Genomic DNA, 22,042 nt, shown 5'->3' with positions numbered 1-22,042 from the left:
CATGCAGCGCCTCGACTACCTCAAAGAGAGCCCGTCGCAGACAGCCGGCCCCTACGTTCATATCGGTACCAACCCGAACTGGGTGGAAATCACCGGCGTCTGGAAGGACGATCTCGGCCTCGCTCTCGTTGGGCCCGAAACCAGGGGGGAGCGCATCCTGATCGAGGGCACGGTCACGGACGGTGCCGGTGCACCGGTGCGCGACGCCCTGATCGAGATCTGGCAGGCCGATGCGGATGGCCTCCACAACTCGCCAGCCGAAACGCGCGGGACGGCTGATCCGAACTTCGTCGGCTGGGGCCGCCAGCCCGTTGCGGAAGCCGATGGCACGTTCCGCTTCGAGACCATTCGGCCCGGACAGGTGCCCTACCCCGATGGTCGCGTGCAGGCGCCGCACATCACCGTGTGGATCGTAGCGCGCGGCATAAACATCGGCCTTCATACGAGGCTTTATTTCGCGGACGAAGCCGAGGCCAATGCTGGGGATCCGCTGCTCCTGCGCATCCCGGAACCGGCGCGCCGCGAAACGCTGATTGCTCGGCGCAGCGAGCGCGACGGCATTCCTGTGTTTACGTTCGACATCCGCATCCAGGGCGACAACGAGACCGTGTTCCTCGACATGTGAGTGCCGCGCAAGCGGCCGGAAGGACTGCAATGAACAAGACGCTTCCCACCCTCCAAGACGCGGTTGCCGGTATCACCGACGGCGCCACGATCATGATCGGCGGCTTCGGCGGTTCCGGCGCACCGATCGAAATGGTTCACGCGCTGATCGATCGCTTTCTCCAAACGGGCGCGCCGAAGAACCTGACGGTCGTGAACAACAATGCCGGCAATGGTCATGTCGGCCTTGCCGCCATGATCGAGCAAGGCATGGTCGCCAAGCTCATCTGCTCCTTCCCGCGCTCGGCTGATCCGCGCGTGTTCACGGAGCGCTATCTGGCCGGCAAGATCGAGCTGGAACTGGTGCCGCAGGGGACGCTGGCCGAGCGTATCCGTGCTGGAGGCGCCGGCATTCCGGCCTTCTACACGCCGGCAAGCTTCGGCACGGAACTCGCCGAAGGCAAGCCGGTGGAAGAGTTCGACGGCCGCTCTTATGTTCGCGAACGCTGGCTCAAGGCCGATTTCGCGCTGGTGAAGGCCCATCTTGGCGACACGATGGGGAACCTCACCTTCAACAAGGCAGCGCGCAACTTCAATCCGCTGATGTGCATGGCCGCAACCACCACGATCGTGCAGGTGTCGCAGGTCGTGGAGCCTGGCACAATCGACCCCGAGCACGTCGTGACGCCGGGCATCTTCGTGCAGGCGGTGGTGGAAGTGGCGAACCCCGCACAGGAAGAAGACCTGAACCGCGCCAACGCCCATTACCCGGAGGTCGCCGCATGAGCGCCAAGCTTTCCGCAACGCAGATCGCCTGGCGCGCCGCGCAAGAGATTGCCGACGACGCTTATGTCAATCTCGGCATCGGCCTGCCGGAAATGGTCGCGCGGTTCCAGCCGCCCGGGCGGCAAGCGATCTTCCACACCGAAAACGGCATTCTCGGCTTCGGCGAAGCCCCGCCTGCTGGCGAAGAAGACTGGGACCTGATCAATGCCGGCAAGAAGGCGGTTACGCTTCTGCCGGGTACGGCCTTCTTCCACCATGCCGACAGCTTCGCCATGGTGCGCGGCGGTCATCTCGACATGGCAATCCTCGGCGCCTTCGAAGTGGCCGAAAACGGCGATCTCGCCAACTGGTCCACGGGGCCGAAAGGCGTGCCGGCCGTTGGCGGCGCCATGGATCTTGTTCATGGCGCAAAGCAGGTGGTGGTGATCACCGAACACACAACCAAGGACGGCAAGCCCAAGCTCGTGAAGCGGTGCTCGCTGCCGCTGACCGGCGTTGGCTGCGTGACGCGCGTTTATACAAGCTTGGCCGTGATCGACATCCAAGGCGGACGGTTCATCCTGCGTGAAAAGCTGGCCGCGATGTCGCTGGAAGAACTGCAGGCTGTCACCGGCGCGGAGCTCGGTGTACACGGAACCGTTGCCGATCTCGTTGTGCCGGAGCTTTGACGAATGCCTGAAGCCTTTATCTGCGCGTATCTTCGCACCCCCATCGGTCGCTTCGGCGGCTCGCTGTCCAGTGTTCGCGCCGATGACCTCGCTGCCGTACCAATGAAGGCGCTGATGGAACAGCACGCGTCCGTGGATTGGTCGGCGGTCGACGATGTGATCTATGGCTGCGCAAATCAGGCCGGCGAAGACAACCGCAACGTTGCGCGCATGGCGGTGCTGCTTGCAGGACTTCCGGACAAGGTCACCGGCGCCACAATCAACCGCTTGTGCGGCTCGGGCATGGATGCGGTGATCCAGGCTGCGCGCGCAATTAAAGCCGGTGAAGCGGAACTGATGATTGCTGGCGGCGTGGAGTCTATGTCGCGTGCGCCCTTCGTGATGCCAAAAGCGGAAACGGCCTTTTCGCGTAACGCCGAAATCTACGACACCACCATCGGCTGGCGCTTCGTGAACCCGCTGATGAAGGCGCAATACGGCGTCGACTCGATGCCTGAGACGGGTGAAAACGTCGCCGAAGATTATCGCGTTTCGCGCGAGGACCAGGATGCTTTCGCCGTTCGCTCGCAAAGCAAGGCGGCTGCGGCGCAGGAAAACGGCCGCCTGGCGCGCGAAATCACCCCGGTGACGATCCCGCAACGCAAGGGCGATCCCGTGGTTGTGGATCGCGACGAGCATCCGCGCGCTACGTCCGTGGAAGCCTTGGCCAAGCTGCCGACGCCGTTCCGCAAGGGTGGCACCGTGACGGCCGGCAACGCTTCCGGCGTGAATGACGGCGCTGCCGCCTTGATCATTGCCTCGGAAGAAGCCGCGAAACGCTACGGCCTGACGCCGATCGCCCGCGTGCTCGGCGGCGCCACGGCGGGCGTTCCGCCGCGCATCATGGGAATCGGGCCTGCGCCCGCTTCGCAGAAATTGATGGCGCGGCTCGGTTTTTCGCAGGCCGACTTCGACGTGGTCGAGCTCAACGAAGCCTTTGCGTCGCAGGGCATCGCCACCTTGCGCGAACTGGGCATTGCGGATGACGACGGGCGCGTGAACCGGAACGGCGGCGCCATCGCGCTCGGCCATCCGCTGGGCATGTCGGGAGCTCGGATCACCGGAACGGCCGCCGTGGAACTGTCGCTTACCGGCGGAAAGCGTGCGCTGGCTACGATGTGCATCGGTGTCGGCCAAGGCATCGCGATTGCGCTTGAGCGGGTGTGAGCGTGATTGGCGGCCTCGCTGATGCTTTGATCCGCGACGACGAGGTCGCCGCCCACTTCAGCGAGGAAGCCGAAATCGCCGCCATGCTGCGTGTCGAAGTCGCGCTTGCTCGGGCGCAAGCAGGGCTCGGCATCATCGAGCGGCAAGCTGCGGAGGACATCGCAGAAGTCTCAGCGACGCTTCGCCCGGACCTCGCAGCAATCCGCAGCGGCATGGCTCGCGACGGCGTGCCGGTTCCGGCGCTTGTGAAGGCGCTCCGCAGCGCTTTGGGCGAGCCGTATGGAGCGGATGTTCACAAAGGGGCGACCAGCCAGGACATCATCGACACCGGGCTGATGCTGAGGCTGCAGACCGTCTTCGGCCTTTTCGAAGAGCGGCTAGACAGCGTTATCCGCCTGATCGACGAAACGGCACTCGATCAGGGGTTAACGTCCTTGATGGCGCATACGCGCATGCAGGCCGCCCTTCCCTTCACGGGGGCCGACAAGCTCGCCACCTGGCGGCAACCGCTTCAATCGCATCGTGCACGACTGATCCAGCTTCGTCAGGATCTGCCGATCCAGCTCGGCGGTCCGATCGGAACCGGCGGCAGCTTCGGCACGCAGTACCGTCGGCTCCGCGCGGACTTGGCGCAGGCGCTCGCGCTCCGCGATGCAGCTCCGTGGCATTCCGATCGGACGGTGGTCCTTGATGCAGCGCAGGCATTTGCCACTCTCACCGGCACCATGGGCAAGATCGGGCAGGACCTTGGCCTGATGGCACAGGCCGGCACCGTCGCCCTTGCGGGCGGCGGCACATCTTCGGCCATGGCGCACAAGCAGAACCCGGTTGGCGCAGAACTGCTGGTGACCCTGGCTCGGCTCAATGCCGGCCTCCTCGGAACGGTGGCACAATCGATGGTGCATGAAAACGAACGGTCCGGCGCGGCCTGGACGCTGGAATGGCTCGTGCTGCCGCAAATGGCCTGCGCTGCCGGGAGCGCCCTCCTGCGGGCGCAGCAAGTCCTTTCGGGACTGCAGTTTCGCGCCACGCGCGGCTGAAGCCTTTCCCCCAACGCTACGTTGCGTCGGACGCGCTGCCCTCGCCTTTGTCCCAATACCAGGCGACATACATCCGCTTGCGATCATGGCCGCGCGCCTTGAGTGTCTGACGCACGATCCGGATATCGTCCTTCTCGCAAGCAACCCAGACGAAGGTGTGCGGTTCGACGTTTCGGATTGAATCCAGAACGACATCCAGCAGCCGGTTCGGCGCTTCGCCCGTCCTGTTCTTGCGATGAAGCCAGCGAAGCTCGAGCGCGCCTGCGCTCGGCAACGGCTGCTCCTCCGCCTCATCCTCGATCTCGATCAAGGCTTGTATTTCAGTGCCGGCCGGCGCTTCGGCAATGATGCGGGCGATTGCCGGCAAGGCGCTTTCGTCACCGGCGAGCAGCATGCGCGCAGCGACCGGCATGTCGCCGCCTCCTGGTCCAAGCATGCCGATCACCTGACCCACCTTTGCATCCCGGGCGAAATCAGCGCCGGGCGTTGCGACGTCCGGCATCGGGTGCTGCAGAAAATCGATCGACACTTCGCGGCGCTCTCTGTCAACGAAGCGGATCGTGTAAACGCGCACCACCAGTTCATCGTCGCCCTCCGGCCAGGCCAGCCGCCCGTCCGCGCCCATGTTCGGCCAAACGGGGTTACGTCCTGGCGGCGGAAGGAGCAGGCGCACATGCATGCCGCCGCCGGCAAAGGCAGACACGTCATCGCAGCGCAAGACGACGCGGCGCATATGCGGCGTGACCGCTTCGGTGCGCACCACAATGGCCTCGCGGAAGTTCGGAAGCGGCTTGGGCTCGCTCGCAGACGACCAACTGAGCTCGAGCGGATCCTCGCCCGCAAAGTAGAACATGTGCTCGGCGATGGAGTTTTGCGCCAGTTGAAGGGATTGGCTGGACGGCGCTGCGATCTTGATCTCAATCCGACCATCAACCAGCGCGAAGGCGGCCGTTCCCAAGGCGCTTTTCATCAGGGCCGACGCGCCCGTCCGCTGAACCGACGCGTGCTCGACGAAGTGCTCGCACATTTCGTCCAGCATCCATGCGGCATCCCGGGGTCGTGCCGTGCCGGCGAGCACGAAGGTCTGGTCTCCCATGATGTCTTGTTCTTCCACGACGAGGCTCATGCGACCTCCTCCCTTTTTATGCGATGGCGGCCGATCGGCAGCATCAGCGGGCGACCACTCAGGGGATCCGCGACGATGCTGCTTTCCAGCCCAAAAACGTCGCGCACGGTTTCAACCGTCAGGACGTCTCCCGGCGTTCCTCTCGCATGCAGCCGCCCATCCGCCATGGCAACCAGATGGTCCGCGTAGCGTGCCGCGAGGTTGAGGTCGTGCAAAACCATGATGATCGTCGTGCCGCGGGTCTGATTGAGGTCAACCAGAAGGTCGAGAACTTCGACTTGGTGCGCGATGTCCAGAAAGGTGGTCGGCTCGTCGAGGAGCAGGATGTCCGTTTGCTGGGCAAGCGCCATGGCGATCCAGATGCGCTGACGCTGACCGCCAGAAAGCTCATCCACCGGCCGTTCGGCAAGATCGGTGGTGTTGGTGGCTTGCAGTGCGGCGGCAACGGCCTCGTCGTCTTGCCTGGTCCAGCGAGAAAAAACGCCCTGATGCGGATGACGGCCGCGCCCCACGAGATCGGAAACCGTGATGCCTTCGGGTGCAATCGGCGATTGCGGCAGAAGGCCGAGCGTTTGTGCGAGCTTGCGCGGCGGCATGGTGTGGATCGACTTTCCGTCGAGCAGCACCTGACCCTGCCTTGGAGGCAGGAGCCGCGACATGGCCCGCAACAGCGTGGACTTTCCGCAAGCGTTGGCACCGACGATCGCCGTGATCTTTGCCGGAAGCACGTCGAGGTCGAGCCCGGCAAACACGTTGCGATCGCCATAACCGGCGGCAAGATCCTGCACGAAGAGACGGTGGTGCGTCACAGCGAGCGCCCCGTTCGGTTCACCCGCACGATGAGGTAGATCAGGTAGGGTGCCCCTAGCGCGCCTGTCACCACACCAACCGGGTAGCGCGTCGGCAGAAGGAACTGACCGACGTAATCGCCGCCAAGCACGAGAATCGCTCCCACCAGCGCCGACGGCATCAGGAGAGAGCCTTCGCTGCCCACCAGGCGCGCGGCGATTGGCCCGGACAGAAAGGCCACGAAGGCGATGGGGCCAGTCACGGCGGTGGCAACGGCAAGCACGCCCACTGCACCCATGATCACAAGGAGCCGTGTGCGCGCGACGTTCACGCCGAGCCCCGCCGCCATGTCGTCGCCGAGACGCAATGCTTCGAGGTTGCGTGCCTGGCTGAGCAGCAATCCGCCGAAGCCGACCAGCGCCGCGGAAAGCGGCAGCGCCTGCTGGAGCTGGGCGCCATTCACGCTGCCAGTCAGCCAGCGCATGGCCTCCTGAAGGTTCCAGGACGGCGCCTGCGAGAGCGTATAGGAGATAAAGCTTTCCAGCATGGCTGCGACGCCGATGCCCACCAGGATGAAGCGCGTGCCTGCGACTCCGTTGCGGGATGAGAGACCGTAGATCGCAACGGCAACAGCGAGGCCGCCCGTCACGGCTAAGAGCGACACCACGGCGCCGCTTGCCGACAGGAAGACGATCGCGAACACGGCCGCCGCACTCGCACCGAAGCTGATGCCGATGATGTCCGGGCTGGCGAGAGGGTTGCGCAGCATGATCTGGAACGCCGCACCGCTCAAGCCGAAGCTCAGGCCCGCAAGAATCGCGAGAACCGCACGGGGCAAGCGCAATTGCCCGATCGTGAAAGAAGCGCCCGGCACATCCTTTCCAAGCAGAACGTCAAGCACCACCTGAGGCGGCGTGAAGGATTGCCCGAGAGTCAGGGTCAGCGCGAAAGCCGCGGCCAGCGCCACCACTGCGCAGCCGATCACACGGCGGCACGTGTTCCTTCGTTGGCGCCGGCCGTGGGCAACATGATCAGCGGTGAAGGCGAGCGCAGTCACAGTTCGCGGATCCTTTGGCGCCGTACGATCCAGACAAAGAAGGGCGCGCCAAGGAAGGCGGTGACGATGCCGACATCGAGTTCGCTGGGTCGCGCCACGACGCGCCCGACGACATCAGCCACCAGCAGCAGGCTCGCGCCCGCGACGGCACCGATCGGCACCAGCCATCGATAATCGGAGCCGAACAGGCTGCGACAGAGATGCGGCACAACCAGCCCAACGAAGGCGATCGGCCCGCAGGCCGCAGTGGTGGCGCCACACAACAGGATTGCGCCAAACGACGCCACAACACGCGTGCGCGCAACGCGTTCACCCAAGCCAGCCGCTACATCGTCGCCAAGGGCCAGCGAGTTCAGCTTGCGGGCCGACAGGAGGCTGACAACGAACCCGGCGGCGAGGAAGGGCAGGATCGCCGCGGTTCGATCATTGGTCGCCCCTCCGACGCCGCCCACCTGCCAGGATCGCATGCCTCCTGCGACGTCGTTGCGCGTCAGCAAAACAGCCAGCACCAGCGAAACAAAGGCAACGTTCGTGGCCGTGCCGGCCAAAGCCAGCTTGAGCGGCGTTGCACCGCCGCGTCCAAGCGAGCCGATTGCGTAGACAAAGATTGCCGTGCCCCACGCGCCAGCAATTGCCGTCCAGATGAAGGCTTGGGTCGACGCGATGCCGAACCAGGCGACTCCGATGGCGATTGCGAGCGAGGCGCCCATGTTGACCCCGAGGATGCCAGGCTCGGCCAGCGGGTTGCGCGTCACGCCCTGCATGACGGTTCCGGAAACCGCAAGCGCCGCGCCCGCAAGAACGGCAAGGAGGGTTCGGGGAATGCGCACCGCAACGGCCGCTTGTTCGATGCTTTCCACGTGACCCGCAAGCGCGGGGAAAACATCGTGCCACGCCACGTCGCGCGTCCCCACGGCAACCGACAAAACCGTCAAGACAGCGAGGGCGGCCAGCATGATGGCCAGCCAAAAGACGCGGCTGGGTCGGTGGAAACGGAGAGCGGGAATGGCAGCCAAGCGCCGCGGTTGAAGATCGGACACGGTTATTCCGACTTCTCGGCAGCGCCCGCCAAGAGCGACACGTAGTCTTCCAACACCCAGGAGATCGACAAGGGCGTGGGATTGGCGGCCGTGCCCAGGGGATCTCGTCCAAGCGTGACGATCGCATTGTTCTTCACGGCCGGCATGCGTCCCAGAAGCGGATTTGCCGCCATGGCCGCGAGGAGGTCCGCGTTGCCGTAGGTGACAAGGACGTCCACATCATCGAAAGCATCAACATGTTCGGCGCTGATGGATCCGGCATAAACACCGCTGCTTGACGCATCCAGCACGCTCTTGGGCGCCTCTAATCCGAGGTCGGCGAAGAAGCGCACACGGGTATCATTGGTGGTGTAGAAGTTGACCACGCTCAGGTCGAACGGGTCCAGATGCGTGACAAACATCGCGGTCTTGCCCTTGAGCGTCGGGTGCCTGGCCACGGCTGCTGCAATGTTGCCCTCGATCCCCGCAATCAGCGCCTCGCCTTCCTTCTTCATCCCTAGGGCGCTGCTGTTCAGGCGGATCATTTCCTTCCAGTCGGTGGACCAGGGCGTGGTGGGATACGCAACCACCGGCGCGATCTGGCTCAGCGTGTCGTAGTCAGCCTGGCTCAGCCCGGAATAGGCAGCCAGGATCACGTCCGGCTCCGTGGCGGCAACCGCTTCGAAATCGATGCCATCGCCTTCGTCGAACAGAACAGGCGTCTGCGCGCCTAGCTCGTTCAGCTTGCCGGCCACCCAGGGCAAAACGCCGTCGCCATCATCGTCCCCAAAATTGGCTGCCGCAAAGCCCACCGGAACCACCCCGAGGGCCAGCGGCACCTCATGGTTTGCCCAAGCGACCGTCGCAACGCGACGCGGCTTTTTCTTGATGGTGGTGGTGCCCAGCGCGTGCTGGATCACAAGAGGAAATTCGGTGTCGTCCTGCGCGCGCGCTGCATTTGCCGCCGCGAAGAAGACCACTGCGACTACGAGAATGGGCAGAGAACGGAAGAACCGAAGCATGAGGGCTGAGCCTCCTTTTGAAGTGGAGATCCCTAGTCATCTTTTCGCACAGCCGTCAACAAGCTTGCCGAACAGCGCTGCTGCAGCCGGGGAAATTTCCGCAGGTCCGTAGAAGAGGAATTTACAATACTTGATAATGATGCTCAAGTTAGGTGCAGCGCACATCGCCAGCGGATACGCCAGCTTAGCAATCATCAACGTTCCGGAATTTCAGCATGACCACCCACCCGATCCGCAAAGCAAAGCAAGCCAATGCAGCCCGCCGACGCGCACTTCTTCTCGGATGTACGGCGCTTATCGCGTTGACCCCGGCGGAACTCCTGGCTCAGGAAGGCGCCGCAGTCGTGCTGGAAGAGGTTGTGGTGCAAAGCGGCGGTGCCGGCGGTGGCACTGGGGATGATGACGCCAACACCATTGTTGCCACGAAGGCCTCCAGCGGCGGCAAGATTGCGCGTCCCCTGCTCGAAACGCCTGCTTCGGTTTCGGTGATCACCGCAAAGGAAATCGAGAAGCGCAACGCGCAAACGGTGGAAGAGATCATCGCCTATACGCCCGGCGTGGTCACCGATTTCTACGGTGCCGACGAACGTTTTGACTACTACAAGATCCGCGGCTTCGATGCCTTTCAATACCGCGACGGCCTGACCCTCGGCCGCGCCTTCGGCTCGTTGCGCGAAGACTCCTATGCCTATGAGCGCGTTGAAGTCCTGAAGGGCGGCGCATCCACAACGTTCGGCGTCTCGGATCCGGGCGGCGCAGTCAACTTCATCACCAAAACGCCGAAGCGTGGCCGCTGGGGCGAGGCTTATGTGACCGGCGGCTCCTTTGACCGCAAGGAAGTGGGCTTCGACTTTGGCGATGACATCATCGAAGATGGCACGCTGTCCTATCGTCTCACCGGCAAGCTCAAGGATGCCGACAACGAGTATGATTTCTCGCGGGACGATGCGCAATTCATCATGGGCGGCCTGACCTGGCGCCCAACAGACCAAACCAACCTGACGCTGGTGTTCGATCACCTCAACAAGGATGGCGTGCCCGGAAGCGGCGGCTATCCGAACGGCATCGACTTCGAGCGGAGCACGTTCTTCGGGGAACCCGACTTCAATTACCGAGGCGCCGAGCGCAACACGCTGACCGCCAAATTCGATCATGATTTCGGCAACGGCCTGTCATTCGCCGCCGACGGACGCTACAGCGATACGCATACCGACTTCGGCTACGCCTACATCGCGTCCACGCCGACAGACGGTTCCACCGTTGCCAACCGCTCCTTCTTCACCAGCGACGTGCAAGCGCGCCAGCTCATCGGCGACGCGCGCCTCCAATACGACACCAGCTTCGGCGACATCGACAGCCAGACCTTGGTTGGCATTATGCACAACGATCAGGTGTCCGACTCCAAGACGGGGTTCGGTGCGGCGCCCGGCATCGACTGGACCAATCCCGTTTATAGCGGCGCACCGACCGCCGTTCCGCTGTTTGCCGCAAGCAAGCAGGATCTCAACACCACAGGCCTCTACGCGCAGCAGGATCTCACCTTTTTCGACAAGCTCATCGCGAGCGTCAGCCTGCGCAACGACTGGATCGACATTGACCAGACGAACCAGCTGACCGGCGCGCTCAGCCGGGCGGAGGAAAGCGAGTTCACCAAGCGCTTCGGGCTGACCTACAAGATCACGCCGGAAGTGGCTGCTTATGCGAGCTATGCCGAGTCGGCCGTTCCTGCTTCCGCCTTGACCAACGAGGTGGAGCGCGGCGAGCAATACGAGCTCGGCGTCAAGTACGAGCCCCTCGCCTTCCCGGCACTGTTCTCGGCCGCCGTTTACGACCTGCGCAAGACCAACGTCACGGTGACGGATCCGATCACGCTGCTGCCTTCGCCAATCGGTGAAGTGCGCGTGCGCGGTCTGGATCTGGAAGCCAAGGCGGAACTGCCGATGAACTTCAGCATGACGGCGGCTTATACCTACCTGGACGCCGAGATCATCGAAAACGGCACCGGCGGCAATGAAGGCAACCAGCCGCAGCAGACGCCGGCGCATGTGGCTTCGTTGTGGCTCGACTGGACCCTGCCCGGCGAAGGCTGGCGCGGAGACCTGACGATTGGCGGCGGCGCACGCTATGTCGGAACCTATTTCTTCGATGCGGCCAACACGATCGGCACCGGAGATCATGTCGTGGTGGATGCAGCGCTGAACTACGAAATCGTGGAAAACACATCGCTGCAGATCAACGCCACCAACCTGTTTGATGAGAAACATGTGGCGTACGGCGGTTTCGGCGCGGACTTCTACAATCCGGGCCGCACGGTTTCGGCCACGCTGCGCCACACCTGGTAGGCACACTCGAGAGCCCATACGGATCCTCCGCCGGCAGCTTCCGGCGCTGGCGGAGGATTGCTCCTTACCGGCGCCGCCGGTTTTCCCGCCAGATCGTGAAAACGCCGCTGCCGATGATTACCAGTGCCCCCACGATCACCGGCGCGTCCGGCCATTCGTTCCAAACAAGCCAGCCTAGAAGGGTGGCCCAGATCAGCGCGGTGTAGTCGAGCGGCGCCACCACCACGGCCGGCGCCAAGCGGAAGGCCTGGGTCATCAAGGTCATTCCCGCCGTTCCGAAGAGGGCGATGGCTGCAAAAAGGCCCAGATGGTCCCATTGAACGGGCACCCAAACAAAGGGCACCACAAGGGAACTCAACAGCGCACCCGCGCCCGTCAGGTAAAGCAGCAGCGTCCAAACGCTTTCGCGCCTGTCCACCCAGCGGGCGGATACCATCAGAAGCGCGTAGAAGAGTGCCGTTGCGAGCGGCAGCAACGACGCGACCTGGAACGTGTCGCCGCCGGGGCGCACCGCGATCAACACACCGGCAAAGCCGACCAGAACCGCAAGCCATCGCTTCCAACCGACCTGTTCACCGAGAAACAGAGCGGAAAGCGCCGTGATAAACAGCGGCGCCACGAACACGAGGGCGGTGGCTTCCGCGAGCCCCAGGTAGCGCAATCCGGAAACAAACAGAAAGGCAGCGGCCATCCAGAGCAGGCCGCGCAGCAGATGCGCCACAGGCCGATGCGAGCGCAATGCGCTCGTTCCCCCCAGACTTGCGGCAATTGCTACCGCAAAAGGGAGCGCGATCAGGTTGCGCAGGAACAGGATCTGAAATGGCGAATAGGTCGACGTCAGCGCCTTCGCCAGGGCATCGTTGACCGTCAAGCACGCAACGCCGATGCACATCATCGCCATGCCCGCCGCCGTGTGCGTTTGCTTCAGATCCGCCGTTGGCTGCATGTCGATATCCGCTGTGTCGCGTCGACCTAACAGATCATGCCCCTTCTGTCGTCCTGATCTCCGGACCGCATCTGGCGATCTGCGCCGTGCGACGGCGACCCGGGTGGCCGAATGCTTTGGGCGTGCCATATGTCGGGGTGCCATGAAGACCAGCACCCTGATCGTCGCCGCCCGTTGGGCCAGGCACAATGTGGAATTCGGAACCCTTCTTGTTCTGGCAATTACGGTTGCCGGGTTCTGGGGCTTCGCCGAACTTGCCGAAGCCGTGGTGCAGGGGTCCACGCATGATCTCGACCGTGATGTTCTGCTCCTGATGAGGACGCAAGGTGAGTTGGACAACCCGATCGGACCGCCGTGGGTCGAGGAGGTTTTTCGCGACCTCACCGCCGCCGGCGGCATCGCCATCCTGACGCTCGCGACGCTTGCAGTGGCCACCTTCTTTCTTCTTCAGGGCAAAAGGTCTTCCGCCATCTATCTTCTGGTGGCGGTGGGCGGCGGGCTCCTCATCTCGAGCCTTGCGAAGGGGCTGTTCGATCGCCCGAGGCCCGATCTCGTGCCGCATGGCTCCTTTGTTCATACGGCCAGCTTTCCGTCCGGCCATTCCATGATGGCTGCGGTGGTTTACCTGACGCTTGGCGTTCTGGTCGCTCGGACCCTTCCGCACCGGCGCTTGAAAGTGTTCGTTCTTCTGCTTGCGACGCTTACGACCCTTTCGGTGGGTGTCAGCCGTGTTTACCTTGGCGTCCATTGGCCAAGCGACGTGCTGGCGGGGTGGCTTGCAGGGGCGGTTTGGGCCTCACTGTGCATGATGGGCGCCCGTTTCCTTGCCCGGCGCGGCAATGTGGAGGCCGAAGCCGGACGGGATTGACGCCGTTGCAGGCCGCGAGCTGTTTGCCGATCCTGCCGACGAACCACCTCCTTGTGTTGGCAGTCAAGGCGGTCTCTTGAGGTCTGGACGTGACCTTGCTCACGAAAACTGACAGACTGTCGCCACCGTGGCGACGATGCGAGGACACTTAAGACAAGATGCTTGGATCTTTCGACGCGGTTCTCCTGGCACGCATCCAGTTCGCGTTCACCGTGAGCTTCCACTTCCTTTTCCCGGCCTTCACGATCGGGCTGGCGAGCTACCTCGCTGTTTTGAACGGGCTCTGGCTTTGGACCAGGGACCACCAGTATCTCGACCTGTTTCGCTATTGGGTGAAGATCTTCGCGCTCGCTTTCGCCATGGGCGTCGTGTCGGGGATCGTGATGTCGTACCAGTTCGGCACGAACTGGTCCGTGTTTTCAGACAAGGCGGGGCCCGTGATCGGTGCGCCGATGGCCTACGAGGTCCTGTCAGCCTTTTTTCTCGAGGCGGGCTTTCTCGGGATCATGCTTTTCGGGCGCGAGCGCGTCGGACCGACCCTGCACATGATCGCTTGCATCGCGGTTGCTGGTGGCACCGCGATGTCGGCCTTCTGGATCCTGTCGGTGAACAGCTGGATGCACACGCCCGCCGGTTTCGAGATCGACCTTGAAACCGGTCAGTTCCTGCCGACGGACTTCTGGCAGGTGATCTTCAATCCCTCTTTCCCTTACCGCCTGATGCACACCGTTACGGCGGCGTATCTGACAACGGCATTTATCGTGGGTGGCGTCGGGGCCAGTCATTTGTTGCGCAGGCGGCGACTGTCAGAGCCGGCAAGTGCCTCAACGCGCACGATGTTTTCCATGGCCATGTGGATGGCCGTCGTTGTCGCGCCCGTGCAAATTTTCCTTGGCGATCTCCATGGTCTGAACACGCTTGAGCATCAGCCGGCCAAGGTCATGGCGATGGAGGGGCACTACGAAAGCCACCCCGACGGCGCCCCGCTCTACCTTTTCGGGATCCCCAATGACGAGGCGCAGCGCCTGGACTACGCGATCGGGATCCCGAATCTCAGTTCGCTGATCCTCAAGCACGACCTTGCCGCACCGCTCGATGGCCTTGATACCATTCCCGACGATGAGCAGCCGCCCACCTTCATCGTGTTCTGGTCGTTCCGCGTCATGGTGGCCATCGGCTTTGCGATGCTGGCCCTTGGGCTCTGGTCACTGTGGGCCCGGGTGCGCGGAAACCTTTATTCCGCCCACTGGTTGCACCGTGCTGCCGTGGTTATGGCGCCATCCGGTCTGGTTGCCGTTCTCGCCGGCTGGATCACCACCGAGGTCGGACGCCAGCCTTACACGGTCTACGGTCTGTTGCGCACGGTCGACAGCGCAGCGCCACTCGATGCGGCCGCCGTTGGATCCTCGCTTGTTGCGTTTGTGGTGGTCTACTTCGCCGTCTTTGGCGCGGGAACCTATTACATCCTGCGGCTGATGTCGCGGCCACCGGTCTTTGACGAACCGCGCCTTCAGGACGTGGCGCCGGGGCCGATTCGCACGGCTGGCATCACTCCCGCTCCGGAAGAAGCGGTGCGGCGGGCTGATGACCGAAAAGGGGGAGCATGAACATGCCACTCGCTGACGGTGTTTCGTTCGACCTCACGGTGGTTTGGGCGTTCCTGATTGCCTTTGCCGTTCTGGTCTACGTCATACTCGATGGCTTCGATCTCGGGCTCGGCATGCTTTTTGCTGCCGAGCGCCATCGCGGCGACAGGGACGTCATGATGAACTCAGTCGCGCCTGTCTGGGACGGCAACGAAACTTGGCTGGTTCTGGGTGGCGGCGGGCTCTTTGCTGCCTTTCCGCTTGCTTATTCGCTGGTGCTGCCGGCGCTGTACGCGCCCATCATTGCCATGCTCCTGGCCCTTATCTTCCGCGGCGTCGCCTTCGAGTTCCGTTGGCGTACGGAGCGGTGGCGGGGTGTTTGGGACTTCGCTTTCATCTTTGGGTCGGGCACGGCCGCGCTGGCACAAGGCATCGCGCTCGGAGGTCTCCTTCAGGGCATCGAGGTCGACAAGGCAGCGCGCGCCTATGCAGGTGGTTGGTGGGACTGGCTGACGCCGTTTTCGCTAACCGTGGGCCTCGCCCTGATGGTCGGTTACATGCTGCTTGGCGCCACCTGGCTGGTGATGAAAACGACTGGGGACCTGCAGGAAAGGATGCGCCGGCGAGCTTGGCTGTTCGGCATCGCGACCGTGGGATTCATCGGCATCGTGAGCCTGTGGACGCCCTTTCTTCAGGAGGGTTACTACAGCCGATGGTTTCGCGGCTGGGGCATCCTTCTTGCGGGGCTCGTCGGGCTTTCAGTTCTGGCGCTGGCCACGCTGATGTTCAGGGCGCTCACCGTGCACCGGCACGATTACTGGCCATTCGTGCTGGCTCTGGCCATGTTCACCCTGTGCTTTATCGGCCTCGGAATCTCGATGTTCCCCTATATCGTGCCCGTCGGTGTGACCATATGGGAAGCTGCCGCGCCCCGTAATGCGCAGCTTTTCATGCTCGTCGGCGCGGGGATCCTGATCCCGATCATCCTGGCTTATACCGGCTACGCTTACTGGGTATTTCGAGGCAAGATCGATCCAGATACCGGATACCACTGATGGGTCCGCCTTCTGGACAAAGGGAACAAGGCGCCGAGCGGCAGGCCCCTTCTCTCCTGCGCCGTCTTTCTTGGTTCGTCCTCCTGTGGCTTGCGAGCGTCGCGGCCGTTGCCGTTGTGGCTTTTGCCATTCGCGTTTGGATCACGTGAAAGCCGCTCATGCCCGAGCGGGCACAACTCGCGAGCCTCGGTCGGTCTTTCGCAGCTCAGCAGCAACCATGATCAGCCACGCGAGCAGCAGAGCCGCCAATGCTCGTTCCAAGAATCCAGCCCAGCCACTCGGAAACCAGAAGTAGTAGACGGGCGCCGCGACTACCCAGATCCAACCAATGACACGGCTGTAACCGGCAACAGAGGAATCCAGGGTGCGCAGGCCGGAAGCGCCGGCCAGTGCCGCAGTTGCAAACGACGCGTACAGGAGATAGTTTGCCCACGAATGGAAATCGGCACCCGTGTTTTCTGTTCCGGCGTACTGATGCACCATGGCGATCAGAGCTACTTCGGCGCCTATCGCGATTGTGGCTATGCCAGCGATCCGCAGATTCCGAGTTTTCGTTCGGAGGGATAAAAGACCCACGCCGATGAGCAGGCAGGCCAGCGCCAGTACCAAGAGGCCTAGGTCCATCAGCCAGCTTGCGTCTCCTACAGCCAGATCACTGATCGTCTGGCTCAGCGGACTGTAGCTATCGGCTATAAACCAGCTCAGAACGTCTGCGACTATCGGGAACACAGCCCCCGCCAGTCCGAGCGTGCCACAAAGTCTTGGAAGCCCCACTTTGACCCTCCTTCACATCTTAGCGCTCTGCCTGTCGCTTGGCAGCAGAGAGAATAAAGTTTGAGGGTCGACAGGTGCCGACCCTCAAACTTTGTCGCCGGATCAAACGTCCGGGAACTTTCGGTGCTTAGTTGGCTGAGCCCGAATTCGACGAGTCCGTCGAGGAACCCGAAGTGGACGAGCCCGACGAAGAGGAGCCCGAAGTCGCGTTGCCCGTTGGTGCAGCCTGGGCGCCCATTACACGTCCGCTGGTGTCGATCATCATGAGAACCAGTTCACCATTCGGTGTCTTGGCCTGGACCATGTATGCGGCGTCCATCACCTTGGCTTCGGTGTAACCGGCCTGTTGCAGTGCTTTCAGGACGTTGCCCTGGGAAGCGACCATCTGCTCACTCGATAGACCCGAGGATCCGCCCGAAGTGGACGTAGACGTGCTCGCGCCGCCAGTTGTCGAAGTGGTGCTGCTGGCGGCTGCGCCGCCGGATGAGTCGGTTGTGGTGTTGCCCGACTGTGCCATCACTGGCGAAACACCGAACGCGACCACGGTCGCTGCGAGAAGTAGCTTTTTCATAGATTTAATCCTTTGTTTTGGGACACCGCCAACTCATTCGTCGACGCGTGTCCAAGTTTTGGGGATGCGATGGACTTAGACGTCCCAGAAACCGCCATCGCCCATGTCGTCGCCGAGGTCGCCCAGCTCAGGCTCTTCGATGACCTTGTCGGAGTCGGCGTCATAGGCGGCGTAGCTGTTCTCGTAGAATTCATCCTCGGACAGCTCGTTGTTGTCGTCGGCGTCCCAATCGGCGTAGGCGTTCTCGCCAAAGCGCTCATTGAACGCAGTAGTGTTGTCGCCGATGTTCTCGTTGAACTCGGTTTCAGACAGGGTGCCATTCTTGTCAGCATCCCACTTGTCGAAGACGCCGGCCTTGTCCAAGCCAGTGCGATATTCATTCATGTCCAACTGGCTGTCGGAGTTGCTGTCCCAGCCGTCGTATGGCTCGGCGGCTAGTGCTGGAGTAGCCATCAGCGAGAATGCAACGGCTGGTACGGCGGCGATTTTCCAGATGTTATTCATGGTTCTGCCTTCCTTGAAGCGTTTCGTTTCTCGTTCTCATCAGCCAAGTGACTGATACAGGGCTAACAACACACGGAAGATGTCGTTCCGAAAAAGTTCGTTACATTTCTGTAACTCTTCCCGAGGCGCTATCGAGTCGAAACAGGCTTGATGGGCAACTCACCTTGGCCGACGGCTGCAATCAGGATGGCGAAGTTGTCGCTGTTTCTGCTCTTGAGGTGACCCTACTGCGGGCAGCTGGTCAGCCTATATGGCCCTTCACGACCCGGCAGCGACTTGATACTGCTTGCTTCACCTTGCGGGCGGTTTCGCGCTTCGCTGCCCCTCCTCCTTGTTCTGGAGCAAGTTTCTTGGACGTTGAACTTTCCAACAGTGCTCAAACAGGGATTCAGGGGCTCGACGACATTCTCGTCGGCGGTTTGGCGAGAGGGCACGTCTACCTTTTCGAAGGCAGTCCGGGCACCGGGAAGACCACGGTGGCGCTCCGCTTCCTACTGGCGGGCGCTGAATCAGGAGAACGCGGCCTTTACATCACCTTGTCGGAAACAGAAAAGGAGCTGCGGTCCGGGGCGGCGTCGCATGGCTGGGAACTCGATGGCAATATCGAGGTCTGCGAGTTGATCCCGCCGGAGAACGTCCTTGATCATGACAACGAGCAGAGCCTGCTCTACGCGTCGGACCTGGAACTCGGTGAAACCGTGAAGCAGATCTTCGACGCCGTGGAGCGTGTGAAGCCGGTTCGGGTGGTCTTGGACAGTCTTTCGGAGATCCGGCTTCTGGCGCAAAGCTCCCTGCGCTACCGCCGGCAGATCCTGTCACTGAAACACTATTTTGCTCGCCAGGGCGCAACCGTCCTGCTTCTCGACGATCTCACCTCCGACACATTGGACAAGACCGTGCACAGCGTGGCGCATGGTGTGGTGAAGCTGGAAGAAGTCGCGCCGGAATATGGCGCTGAGCGGCGGCGCGTGCGCGTCATGAAATATCGCGGACAGGCTTTCCGCGGCGGCTACCACGACTTCATCATCCGCAAGGGCGGGGTCCAGGTTTTCCCCCGCTTGGTGGCCGCGGAGCACCGCACAAGGTTCACACGCGGCCAGATGACGAGCGGCATCGACGAACTCGACCAGCTGCTGGGCGGCGGCATCGAGCAAGGATCAAGCGCGCTCGTGCTCGGCCCCGCCGGGACTGGCAAGAGCACCTTCTCCTTCCAGTTCGTGGCCGCTGCCATCGCGCGCGGCGAGCGAGCGGCCATGTTCATCTTCGATGAGGAAATCGGCCTCCTCCTTAGTCGATGCAAAGCCATGGGGTTTGATTTCGCCGCATGGCGCGATCAGGGCCTGCTTCACCTCGAGCAGGTCGATGCAGCGGAGCTTTCGCCGGGCGAATTTGCCCATCGCGTGAGGAGGGTGGTCAACGAGAAACTTGCCAAGACGGTGGTGATCGACAGCCTCAACGGCTACCAGGCGGCGATGCCCGAGGAAAATGCCCTCATCCTGCATATCCACGAGCTGCTTCAATATCTCAATCGCCAGGGCGCCACGACGTTCCTGACCGTTGCCCAGCACGGTTTGATGGGGGACATGAAGGCTCCCGTGGACATCACCTATCTGGCGGATACGGTGATCCTGCTCCGCTATTTCGAAGCGCTCGGCAAGGTCCGCCGCGCGGTATCCATCATCAAGAAGCGCACGGGCGGACACGAGGACACGATCCGGGAATATCGGATTGGCGGCAGCGGCTTGACGCTTGGCCAGCCGCTGACGGAGTTTCAGGGCATCTTGCGCGGCGTTCCTGTTTTTGTGGGTGAACGGCCGGCCATCATGAACGATGCAATCGCCACTCCTGGTGCCTAGCTCATGGCTGGTGAGGCCCTGATCCTGGCCCCTCGGGGCCGAGATGCCGAGGTTGCGTCGCGGCTGCTTTCAGCAGCAGGCATTGGTTCGATTGTCTGTGCCAGCTATCGCGACCTGGTTGAGCGGCTGACCGATGATGCCTGCTTTGCGGTGATCACAGAAGAATCGCTGCGCGGAGAAGACCTCGACCACCTTCGAAGTGCGATGGCCGAACAGGCGCCCTGGTCGGACTTCCAGTTCATCGTTCTCACTGCGAGCGGCGCCCTTCCGGAACGGACCCGATCGGCCACAAAATTGTCCGAGGTGCTGCGAAACGTTTCGTTTCTGGAGCGCCCCTTCCATCCAACCTCCTTCACCAGCCTGGCGCGCACCGCCAAGAAAGGGCGCGACCGGCAATATGAGGCCCGCGCCCGCATGGAGGAGTTGCACGAAAGCCGAAATCGCCTCAACACCGCGCTTTCGGCGGGCCGGCTTGGCGCGTGGGAGCTCGACCTCGCTTCAATGACCTTGACCACCACGGCGACATGCAAGGCGATCTTTGGCTACGCACCCGACGAGCCATTCGCTTATGCCGATCTCCTTGCCAGGATTCATCCGCAGGACCTTCCACGCATGCGTGCTGCCGTGGAAGAAAGCCTGAGGCGTGGCATCGATTACCTGATCGAGTATCGCACGATCTGGCGTGACGGCAGCGAGCATTGGGCGGCCATCCAGGCACGCGTGCTCAACCATGGCGATCCCGGCGCTCAGATGGTCGGGGTCTCTGCGGATGTGACGGCCCGCCGGAAGGCAGAAACGGACATCCAGCGCTTGAATGAAACGTTGGAAGCGCGCGTGGTTGAGCGAACCGCAGAGCTGGAAGCCGCACACCGCACGGTGCTTTCCGAGATCACGCAGCGCGAAAAAGCCGAAAGCCTGCTGCGGCAGTCCCAGAAGGTCGAAATGATCGGCCAGCTGACTGGCGGCGTCGCGCACGACTTCAACAACCTGCTCATGGCTGTCTTGGGCAACCTCGATCTTTTGCGCAAGAACCTGCCCGAAGAGCCGAAGATCCAGCGGCTGATTGATGGCGCCATGCAAGGAGCCAAACGCGGCGCGGCGCTGACGCAGCGGCTGCTGGCCTTCGCGCGTCGGCAGGAGCTTTCGGTGGAACCGGTCAACGTGTCCGAACTCGTGCGCCAGATGACAGACCTGATCGACAAGTCTACCGGCGCAAACATCGAATGGCAGTTGCGCCTCAGCGACGAAGTACCGCTTGCCCTGATCGACCCTAACCAAGTGGAGCTTGCCCTCCTGAACCTCGTCGTCAACTCGCGAGACGCCATGCCGGAAGGCGGCGTGCTTACCATTTCTGTTGAAAGCGCCATTGTCGCGGAAGAAGGTGAACTGCCTGCAGGCGAGTATGTCCGGCTGACGGTGACCGACACAGGCCAGGGAATGGACCTGGATACGCTGAAGAAGGCGACGGAGCCGTTCTATTCCACGAAGGAACTGGGCAAGGGCACCGGTCTGGGGCTTTCGATGGTGCATGGTCTGGCCCAGCAGTTGAGTGGGATGCTGCGTCTCACCAGCACGCCGGGGCGTGGGACAACGGCCGAGCTCTGGTTGCCCGCCTCAGCTGGACAAGAAGCGTCGATCCGCCCTGCCGAGCTTGTCGACCCAGGGCCAGATCAGCCCCTTCTGGCTACCATTCTGACGGTGGACGACGATCCGCTTATCGCCATGAGCACGGTTGATATGCTGGAAGATCTTGGGCACGAGGTCATTGAAGCGAATTCCGCTGCTCAAGCCCTGGAGATCATCAAGAGCGGCCGTCGGATCGATGTCTTGATGACCGACTTCTCCATGCCGAAGATGAACGGCGCGCAACTTGCCGAGGCAGCCCTGCAGATCGTTCCAGACCTGCGCATCCTGCTTGCGACCGGGTATGCCGAGTTGCCTCCCGGCTATTCCCTCGATCTGCCCCGGCTTTCGAAACCGTATCAGCAAGCGGACCTGCAACGGGAGATAGAAAGACTGATCCGTCGATAACCCGCCTTCCGGCGGAACCCTGCCTTTTCATCGACTCCGAGAACGGTCGCCCAAGCCCAGCTGAGGCATGACGGCACGAGCATTGTTTGTTTCCCGCGAGCGGGACGGCGCACTTACTGTCGCTTAAGGTTCTGGTGAGCAGACTCTTATGTTGTGAGCACAGCTCGGCACCAGCGAGAGCGTGTCCCTGTTG

The 22,042-nt window shown here is 62.4% G+C and carries 21 protein-coding genes; 11 read left to right on the top strand and 10 right to left on the bottom strand.

Annotated elements, in window-relative coordinates:
* Position 1: 1 nt before the first annotated feature.
* Genes pcaG through J5Y06_RS08510 form a run of 5 tightly spaced genes read left to right on the top strand, consistent with a single transcriptional unit; the run spans position 2 to position 4,303 of the window.
* Positions 2-625 carry a protocatechuate 3,4-dioxygenase subunit alpha gene (pcaG, locus tag J5Y06_RS08530; RefSeq protein WP_209334713.1) on the top strand — a complete coding sequence of 208 codons (624 nt, stop codon included), beginning with the start codon at positions 2-4 and terminating at the stop codon, positions 623-625.
* Between the two features lie 29 nt (positions 626-654).
* Positions 655-1,389 carry a 3-oxoacid CoA-transferase subunit A gene (locus tag J5Y06_RS08525; protein ID WP_209334712.1) on the top strand — a complete coding sequence of 245 codons (735 nt, stop codon included), beginning with the start codon at positions 655-657 and terminating at the stop codon, positions 1,387-1,389.
* Positions 1,386-2,057: a 3-oxoacid CoA-transferase subunit B gene (locus tag J5Y06_RS08520; protein WP_209334711.1), complete on the top strand. Its 672-nt coding sequence runs from the start codon at positions 1,386-1,388 to the stop codon at positions 2,055-2,057. Before J5Y06_RS08525 ends, J5Y06_RS08520 begins: the two co-directional genes overlap by 4 nt.
* A gap of 3 nt (positions 2,058-2,060) precedes the next feature.
* Positions 2,061-3,263, top strand: coding sequence for a 3-oxoadipyl-CoA thiolase (gene pcaF / locus J5Y06_RS08515; protein ID WP_209334710.1), 1,203 nt, complete (start codon positions 2,061-2,063; stop codon positions 3,261-3,263).
* Positions 3,260-4,303: a 3-carboxy-cis,cis-muconate cycloisomerase gene (locus tag J5Y06_RS08510; RefSeq protein WP_342453396.1), complete on the top strand. Its 1,044-nt coding sequence runs from the start codon at positions 3,260-3,262 to the stop codon at positions 4,301-4,303. Before pcaF ends, J5Y06_RS08510 begins: the two co-directional genes overlap by 4 nt.
* A 16-nt stretch (positions 4,304-4,319) precedes the next feature.
* On the opposite strand, the gene J5Y06_RS08505 is transcribed toward J5Y06_RS08510, so the two are convergent.
* The 6 genes from J5Y06_RS08505 to J5Y06_RS08480 form a co-directional block, all read right to left on the bottom strand.
* A complete protein-coding gene (locus J5Y06_RS08505) occupies positions 4,320-5,429 on the bottom strand; it encodes a DUF2218 domain-containing protein (RefSeq protein ID WP_245247705.1) in 1,110 nt (369 codons plus the stop codon).
* Complete coding sequence (locus tag J5Y06_RS08500; RefSeq protein ID WP_209334709.1) at positions 5,426-6,238, bottom strand: ABC transporter ATP-binding protein; 813 nt, start codon at positions 6,236-6,238, stop codon at positions 5,426-5,428. The genes J5Y06_RS08505 and J5Y06_RS08500 overlap by 4 nt, the downstream gene beginning before the upstream one ends.
* Entirely contained in the window at positions 6,235-7,203 is a 969-nt protein-coding gene (locus J5Y06_RS08495; protein WP_342453395.1) for a FecCD family ABC transporter permease, read from the bottom strand. The genes J5Y06_RS08500 and J5Y06_RS08495 overlap by 4 nt, the downstream gene beginning before the upstream one ends.
* Positions 7,204-7,271: 68 nt before the next feature.
* Positions 7,272-8,315 (bottom strand): FecCD family ABC transporter permease, encoded by a 1,044-nt coding sequence (locus J5Y06_RS08490; RefSeq protein WP_342453394.1) that lies wholly within the window; start codon positions 8,313-8,315, stop codon positions 7,272-7,274.
* 2 nt (positions 8,316-8,317) lie between these two features.
* Complete coding sequence (locus J5Y06_RS08485) at positions 8,318-9,316, bottom strand: iron-siderophore ABC transporter substrate-binding protein (RefSeq protein WP_209334707.1); 999 nt, start codon at positions 9,314-9,316, stop codon at positions 8,318-8,320.
* Between the two features lie 36 nt (positions 9,317-9,352).
* Complete coding sequence (locus tag J5Y06_RS08480; protein WP_209334706.1) at positions 9,353-9,511, bottom strand: hypothetical protein; 159 nt, start codon at positions 9,509-9,511, stop codon at positions 9,353-9,355.
* Positions 9,512-9,531: 20 nt separating this feature from the next.
* Between J5Y06_RS08480 and J5Y06_RS08475 the strand changes: the two genes are divergently transcribed.
* Positions 9,532-11,658 (top strand): TonB-dependent siderophore receptor, encoded by a 2,127-nt coding sequence (locus J5Y06_RS08475; RefSeq protein ID WP_209334705.1) that lies wholly within the window; start codon positions 9,532-9,534, stop codon positions 11,656-11,658.
* Between the two features lie 64 nt (positions 11,659-11,722).
* Here J5Y06_RS08475 and J5Y06_RS08470 read toward each other — a convergent pair whose 3' ends face one another.
* Positions 11,723-12,604, bottom strand: a complete 882-nt coding sequence (locus J5Y06_RS08470; RefSeq protein ID WP_209334704.1) for a DMT family transporter — start codon at positions 12,602-12,604, stop codon at positions 11,723-11,725.
* 142 nt (positions 12,605-12,746) lie between these two features.
* Between J5Y06_RS08470 and J5Y06_RS08465 the strand changes: the two genes are divergently transcribed.
* The 3 genes from J5Y06_RS08465 (at position 12,747) to cydB (ending at position 16,113) form a co-directional block, all read left to right on the top strand.
* Positions 12,747-13,472 carry a phosphatase PAP2 family protein gene (locus J5Y06_RS08465; RefSeq protein ID WP_209334703.1) on the top strand — a complete coding sequence of 242 codons (726 nt, stop codon included), beginning with the start codon at positions 12,747-12,749 and terminating at the stop codon, positions 13,470-13,472.
* 158 nt (positions 13,473-13,630) lie between these two features.
* Entirely contained in the window at positions 13,631-15,079 is a 1,449-nt protein-coding gene (locus J5Y06_RS08460) for a cytochrome ubiquinol oxidase subunit I (protein WP_209334702.1), read from the top strand.
* 2 nt (positions 15,080-15,081) lie between these two features.
* Positions 15,082-16,113: a cytochrome d ubiquinol oxidase subunit II gene (gene cydB, locus J5Y06_RS08455; RefSeq protein WP_209334701.1), complete on the top strand. Its 1,032-nt coding sequence runs from the start codon at positions 15,082-15,084 to the stop codon at positions 16,111-16,113.
* A 156-nt stretch (positions 16,114-16,269) separates the two neighbouring features.
* On the opposite strand, the gene J5Y06_RS08450 is transcribed toward cydB, so the two are convergent.
* The 3 genes from J5Y06_RS08450 to J5Y06_RS08440 form a co-directional block, all read right to left on the bottom strand.
* The gene (locus J5Y06_RS08450) at positions 16,270-16,842 is read right to left on the bottom strand and encodes a DUF998 domain-containing protein (protein WP_342453406.1); all 573 of its coding nucleotides are present in this window, start codon (positions 16,840-16,842) and stop codon (positions 16,270-16,272) included.
* A 172-nt stretch (positions 16,843-17,014) separates the two neighbouring features.
* Complete coding sequence (locus tag J5Y06_RS08445) at positions 17,015-17,458, bottom strand: hypothetical protein (RefSeq protein WP_209334699.1); 444 nt, start codon at positions 17,456-17,458, stop codon at positions 17,015-17,017.
* 75 nt (positions 17,459-17,533) lie between these two features.
* A complete protein-coding gene (locus tag J5Y06_RS08440) occupies positions 17,534-17,962 on the bottom strand; it encodes an EF-hand domain-containing protein (RefSeq protein ID WP_209334698.1) in 429 nt (142 codons plus the stop codon).
* 350 nt (positions 17,963-18,312) lie between these two features.
* Between J5Y06_RS08440 and J5Y06_RS08435 the strand changes: the two genes are divergently transcribed.
* Both J5Y06_RS08435 and J5Y06_RS08430 read left to right on the top strand, forming a co-directional pair.
* Entirely contained in the window at positions 18,313-19,818 is a 1,506-nt protein-coding gene (locus tag J5Y06_RS08435; RefSeq protein ID WP_209334697.1) for an ATPase domain-containing protein, read from the top strand.
* Between the two features lie 3 nt (positions 19,819-19,821).
* Positions 19,822-21,849, top strand: coding sequence for a hybrid sensor histidine kinase/response regulator (locus J5Y06_RS08430; protein ID WP_209334696.1), 2,028 nt, complete (start codon positions 19,822-19,824; stop codon positions 21,847-21,849).
* Positions 21,850-22,042 lie beyond the last annotated feature (193 nt).

This window comes from Tianweitania sediminis, assembly GCF_017813335.1.
In the GTDB taxonomy this organism is placed as follows: domain Bacteria; phylum Pseudomonadota; class Alphaproteobacteria; order Rhizobiales; family Rhizobiaceae; genus Tianweitania; species Tianweitania sediminis.
This window is presented reverse-complemented; position numbering and strand designations above follow the sequence as displayed.

What these genes read in the sequence shown, in the direction of transcription:
- pcaG (WP_209334713.1), top strand. Translation starts at nt 2, where the DNA reads ATGCAGCGCCTCGACTACCTCAAAGAGAGCCCGTCGCAGACAGCCGGC.
- J5Y06_RS08525 (WP_209334712.1), top strand. Translation starts at nt 655, where the DNA reads ATGAACAAGACGCTTCCCACCCTCCAAGACGCGGTTGCCGGTATCACC.
- J5Y06_RS08520 (WP_209334711.1), top strand. Translation starts at nt 1,386, where the DNA reads ATGAGCGCCAAGCTTTCCGCAACGCAGATCGCCTGGCGCGCCGCGCAA.
- pcaF (WP_209334710.1), top strand. Translation starts at nt 2,061, where the DNA reads ATGCCTGAAGCCTTTATCTGCGCGTATCTTCGCACCCCCATCGGTCGC.
- J5Y06_RS08505 (WP_245247705.1), bottom strand. Translation starts at nt 5,429, where the DNA reads ATGAGCCTCGTCGTGGAAGAACAAGACATCATGGGAGACCAGACCTTC.
- J5Y06_RS08485 (WP_209334707.1), bottom strand. Translation starts at nt 9,316, where the DNA reads ATGCTTCGGTTCTTCCGTTCTCTGCCCATTCTCGTAGTCGCAGTGGTC.
- J5Y06_RS08480 (WP_209334706.1), bottom strand. Translation starts at nt 9,511, where the DNA reads ATGATTGCTAAGCTGGCGTATCCGCTGGCGATGTGCGCTGCACCTAAC.
- J5Y06_RS08475 (WP_209334705.1), top strand. Translation starts at nt 9,532, where the DNA reads ATGACCACCCACCCGATCCGCAAAGCAAAGCAAGCCAATGCAGCCCGC.
- J5Y06_RS08470 (WP_209334704.1), bottom strand. Translation starts at nt 12,604, where the DNA reads ATGCAGCCAACGGCGGATCTGAAGCAAACGCACACGGCGGCGGGCATG.
- J5Y06_RS08465 (WP_209334703.1), top strand. Translation starts at nt 12,747, where the DNA reads ATGAAGACCAGCACCCTGATCGTCGCCGCCCGTTGGGCCAGGCACAAT.
- J5Y06_RS08460 (WP_209334702.1), top strand. Translation starts at nt 13,631, where the DNA reads ATGCTTGGATCTTTCGACGCGGTTCTCCTGGCACGCATCCAGTTCGCG.
- cydB (WP_209334701.1), top strand. Translation starts at nt 15,082, where the DNA reads ATGCCACTCGCTGACGGTGTTTCGTTCGACCTCACGGTGGTTTGGGCG.
- J5Y06_RS08445 (WP_209334699.1), bottom strand. Translation starts at nt 17,458, where the DNA reads ATGAAAAAGCTACTTCTCGCAGCGACCGTGGTCGCGTTCGGTGTTTCG.
- J5Y06_RS08440 (WP_209334698.1), bottom strand. Translation starts at nt 17,962, where the DNA reads ATGAATAACATCTGGAAAATCGCCGCCGTACCAGCCGTTGCATTCTCG.
- J5Y06_RS08430 (WP_209334696.1), top strand. Translation starts at nt 19,822, where the DNA reads ATGGCTGGTGAGGCCCTGATCCTGGCCCCTCGGGGCCGAGATGCCGAG.